This window comes from Kosmotoga sp. (assembly GCF_982836095.1).
In genome coordinates, this window is record NZ_CEYIHJ010000094.1 from 1611 (window position 1) to 7226 (window position 5616).

Genomic DNA, 5616 nt, shown 5'->3' on the forward strand with positions numbered 1-5616 from the left:
CTGGTGTGGGCTTGGTGTGCTCAAGTTGACGAGAGGTGATTGAATGAGAAAGGCAAGTTTCGCGAAGCGTGAGCGCTGGGTCTTTGGGAAAGTTGTTGAACCCCTTGAGATTCCAAACCTGATTGAAATTCAAACCCGTTCTTTCCAATGGTTCATCGATGAAGGACTTCTCTCTGTCCTAAAAAAATATTCCCCTATCAAATCTCAAATTCAACGTGGTGATATTCGCAAAGGCGAAAAAGGGTTCACACTTGATTTCGTATCTACAAGAGTGGGAAAGCCAAAGCATGGTATTCAAGAGTGCAAGGACAAGGGTCTCACCTATTCTGTACCTTTATATGTCACGGTGAGAATTGCCGATTTGGCAAGTGGTGAGATCAAAGAGGAGGAAGCTTTCTTTGGTTATCTTCCATATATGACTGATAACGCTTCCTTTGTTATCAACGGTGCAGAAAGAGTAATAGTAAACCAGCTCGTAAGATCACCTGGTGTGTATTTTGTTGATGAACCAACAAAATCCTCCGGGGGCGGTCTTCCGATCCTTGTGGCACATTTCCTGCCTGTAAAAGGAGCCTGGCTGGAGATACTGTTAAATCCGAATAAAAACATACTTCAAGTTCGAATTGACCGAAGAAGAAAAATGAACCTCTTTTTATTCTTCAAAGCAATGGGATATGTAGACGACCTGGAAATATTGAAGCTCTTCGTTCATGAAGTTGACGCAAATGACGACGTGGCCCTTTACGAGCACATAGGTAGCAGATTGTTAGAAGAAGTATCTCACAAGGGAAGTGTGATCGCCGAGAAGGGTGCGGTTCTCACAGAAGCTCTGGTAAAGGAAATTCTTGAATCAGACGTGGAAAGCGTAAAACTTCCCATGCCTATTGCCATGAAAACACTGGAAGCACTTAACAAGACCTATGGCGAAGAGCTCAGCCAAGATGAGGCATACCTTGCCATATTTAGAAAGCTCAGACCTGGTGAAATTCCAAGAATAAACGCAGCAAAAAATTACCTGCATGGGCTGTATTTCGAACCAGAAAGATTCGATTTTTCAGATGTAGGACGTTATAAATTAAATCAGAGGTTGAGAAGAATTTACCGAGATTATCTCATTGAAGTAGAAGGTCAGGAAGATGTTCCTGAAGACCTCATATACAACGAGGAATCTCTTGCGATTGTCCCTATGGACATTGTTCTTGCTGCAAGGCATTTGACTGAAATCCAGGCACACCCGGAAATGTTAGATACCAAAGACCATCTTGGAAATAAGAGAGTCAGAACCGTTGGCGAGCTCATGCAAACAGAGTTTGAAAAGGCGTTCATGAAAATACACAAGCTGCTAGAGGAAAGACTTACACTATATAATTCGCTGGAAAAGTTATCTGTGCAGAATCTCGTAAATGTGAGAACCCTCATGACGACTCTTCACCAGTTCTTTGCCACGAGCCAGCTTTCGCAGTTCATGGATCAGGTAAACCCCCTGGCCGAACTAACTCATAAAAGAAGGTTGTCGGCTATCGGGCCTGGAGGCCTTAAAAGAGAACATGCAAGATTCGAAGTTAGAGATGTCCATCATTCCCATTATGGAAGAATGTGTCCAATTGAAACACCTGAAGGTGCTAACATTGGTCTTATGACTTCACTATCTACCTATGCAACACTGGACAAATACGGATTCTTGCTTACACCATATAGGAAAGTCAAGAATGGAAAGCTCACGGACGAAATAATATTCCTTGGAGCAGATGAAGAGGAGAATTATAAAATCGCGCAATCGACGATTAAAGTCGATGACAAAAACCAGATCAAAGCAGATACTGTGGAAGTGAGGCATGCCGGAGAAGTTAAATTTGTGAAAAGGGAAGAAGTCGAACTAATGTCCATTTCCCCAAAACAGATTGTCAGCGTTTCCACATCCCTCATCCCTTTTTTGGAACATGACGATGCCAACAGAGCCTTGATGGGATCGAATATGCAAAGACAGGCCGTTCCCGTTATAAAGCCTGAAGCCCCCATTGTTGGAACAGGAGTCGAAGCTGTTGCCGCCAGGGATTCAGGATATGTGGTTTTGGCAAAGCATAAAGGTGTTGTGAAAAAGGTGGATGCAAAAAGAATAATCATCATGCGCCTAAATGATGACGGAACCCCGATTGTGGGCTCCGACGGAACACCTGTTCACGACGAGTATCTGCTTTATAAGTTCATCAGAACCAATCAAGACACTACCATAAACCAGAGACCCATAGTTTCAGAAGGTGAAATCGTAGAAAAAGGGACTCCCATTGCTGATGGCCCTTCCACTGACATGGGAGAGCTTGCACTGGGCAAAAATGCACTTGTTGCCTTCATGCCCTGGGAAGGCTATAACTTCGAAGACGCCATACTTGTAAATCAGGAACTGCTGGAAGAGGAAACCTTTACAACTTTGCATATCGAAATGTATGAAACCGTTGCGCGTGATACCCAACTGGGTCCTGAAGAAATCACTGCCGATATTCCAAACGTGTCAAAGGAATTGCTTAGAAATCTCGATGAAAACGGAATAGTCAGAGTTGGAGCTTATGTGAGTTCTGGTGATATTTTAGTTGGAAAGGTGACACCTAAAGGTGAATCTGATACAACCCCTGAAGAAAAAATCATCAGATCAGTCTTTGGAGATAGAGGCAGAGATGTCAAGGACACCTCACTGAAGGTCCCACATGGCGTGGAAGGAAGAGTTATAGATGTTAAAGTCTTTGACAAAGAAGATATCTCGGAACTCGGTTCAGGAATAAACAAGCTTGTCAAAGTATATGTAGCATGTCGAAAACCGCTTGATGTAGGTGACAAACTCGCTGGGCGCCATGGAAACAAAGGCGTAGTCTCCAATATAATTCCTAAGGAAGATATGCCTTTCTTGCCAGATGGCACTCCTATCCAGATCGTGCTATCTCCGTTAGGTGTCCCTTCACGTATGAATGTCGGACAGGTTTTAGAAACACATCTTGGCTGGTTGGGCAAGCTCACCAACAAATATTTTGCTACCCCTATCTTCGATGGAGCCAAAGAACATGAAATAATGGAAGAACTCTACCATGCCCGGAAGAAAAACAACCTCAATGCCGGGGATTCTGAAGAAGAAAAAAACGGCAAAGTCATTCTGAGAGATGGAAGAACAGGCGAGCCCTTTGATTTCCCCATTGTTGTTGGGGTTATGTACATGTTAAAACTCGTTCACATAGCGAAAGATAAGATCCATGCCCGTTCAACGGGGCCATATTCCTTGATACATCAACAGCCCCTTGGAGGAAAAGCCCATTTTGGTGGTCAGAGATTCGGAGAAATGGAAGTATGGGCTCTGGAAGCTCATGGTGCTGCCCATACACTGAACGAAATGCTAACCATAAAATCCGACGATATCAAAGGGCGAAACGAAGTTTACAAGGCAATTTTAAAAGGTAATATAATCCCGGAACCGGGATTACCGGAAAGTTTCAAGGTGCTGATAAAAGAACTCCAAGGCCTTTCTATGGATGTACGGGCTTATGATCAGGATGGTAATGAGGTTGACGTGGACAAATTATGAAAAACAGGGAATAAATCCCTCAAGGAGGGAAGATAATGGCTGTTAGTTCGTTTAGAAGAAAGATCAACACTGTTCAAATTAGGGTTGCTTCACCGGAAATAATCAGGCGATGGTCTAGTGGTGAAGTGAAAAAACCAGAAACGATAAACTATCGAACTTTCAAGCCCGAAAGAGACGGGCTATTTTGTGAGAGGATATTTGGACCCACAAAGGATTATGAATGTGCCTGTGGAAAGTATAAAGGGAAAAAGTACGAGGGCACTGTTTGTGAGCGTTGTGGCGTTAGAGTTGAATCAAAGGAAGCCAGACGCCGCAGGATGGGGCATATAGAACTTGCTGCCCCTGTGGTTCATGTTTGGTATTTGAAGAGTGCTCCGAGCATATTAGCATCGCTGTTGAATATACAGTCAAAAGACCTTGAAAACATCATCTACTACGGTTCGAAGCGGGTTATTGAAAAGCTCTATGTGATTACAGACCCAAAATCCACGGATTTCTTCGCAGGCATGACTCTGTACCAAACGGAGTACGACATATATACCAAGAAGCTCGATTTTGAGGTGGAGCAGGGATTCAAAGTTAAGAACCCTAAAGGACCTGTGATATCAGAATTAGATGGAAAAGTCAGGATTGAAAACACAATGAGCAATACGGAAAGGGAACTGAACTGGATTGTCATTGAGGGAGAAAATGGCATTCAGAAGAAGTATCCCATTTTTGAAGGTGCTCTCATATATGTACAGGATGGAGAAGAAGTAAGAAAGGGTGACACACTTGCTGATCGCTTCCTCTTTGAAGATGAAGTTCTGGCCCTTTCCGAATATGAGATTTTCAACGAATACTATCCTGGTAAATTCGATGTAGAGACAGATACAGAAAATGACAGGCCGATTGTCATCGTGACAGAAATAGATGAAGAGGTAGCTAAAGAAACTGGACATCAGATCGGCGACATCATAATCGAAAACGAATATGAGGCTTACAAAGAGCTTTATCCCGGTAAAGTGCAGTGTGATTATGGTGCCACAGCGGTGAAGAAATTACTGCAAAATCTTGATCTTGAAGAGCTCAAAGTTCAGATTGAGCATGAACTGAAGTCCATACCCAGAAGCAGTGCACGTGCATTGAAACTACTGAGAAGGCTGAAGTTCATAAAGGACTTCCTGAAATCTGGCAACAAGCCTGAATGGATTATTATGGAAGCGGTTCCCGTTATACCGCCTGACCTCAGACCTATGATCCAGATAGAAGGCGGACGTTTTGCAACGACAGACCTGAACGACCTTTACAGGCGCGTTATAAACCGAAACAACAGGCTTGCAAAACTACTATCTATAGGTGCACCGGATATTATTATCCGGAATGAAAAGCGTATGCTTCAGGAAGCTGTTGACTCGCTCATATACAATGGCCGTGTTGGGAAAGCCGTCACCGACAGGTCCGGAAGACCCTTGAAGTCCCTTACAGATCTTGTCAAAGGAAAAAAAGGACGTTTCAGGAGAAACCTGCTTGGAAAGCGTGTGGATTATTCCGGCCGCGCTGTTATCGTCGTAGGGCCTGATCTCAAGATCCATGAATGCGGTATCCCCAAAAGGATGGCAATGGAACTCTTCAAACCCTTTGTGCTTGGAAAGCTCCTTGGGACGGAATCCAGCAAAACCGCTCGTAAATACAAGAAAATGATCATCGAAAAGGAAATGCCTGAAGCCTGGGAAGTTCTTGAAGATGTGATAAAGGGACACCCCGTGTTACTCAACAGGGCACCTACGCTGCACAGGATATCTATACAGGCGTTCATACCAAAGCTGGTTGAAGGAAATGCCATAAAGCTGCACCCACTGGTTTGTGCACCTTTCAACGCTGACTTTGATGGTGACCAGATGGCGGTTCACGTGCCATTGTCGGCCGCTGCACAGGCTGAAGCAAAATTCCTCATGCTCAGTAGATACAATGTTATATCACCGGCGCATGGGAAGCCTGTCTCAATGCCGGGTAAAGATATAATAGTCGGAGTATATTACCTGACCACAGTTGATCATGAATATGAA

The 5616-nt window shown here is 43.9% G+C and carries 2 protein-coding genes; both read left to right on the forward strand.

Features of this window, described 5'->3' with window-relative positions:
• Nucleotides 1-43 precede the first annotated feature (43 nt).
• Nucleotides 44-3568 (forward strand): DNA-directed RNA polymerase subunit beta, encoded by a 3525-nt coding sequence (gene rpoB, locus AC3LHT_RS07010; RefSeq protein ID WP_488662400.1) that lies wholly within the window; start codon nt 44-46, stop codon nt 3566-3568.
• Between the two features lie 35 nt (nt 3569-3603).
• A partial coding sequence (locus AC3LHT_RS07015) for a DNA-directed RNA polymerase subunit beta' (protein WP_488662401.1) occupies nt 3604-5616 on the forward strand: 2013 nt, incomplete at its 3' end.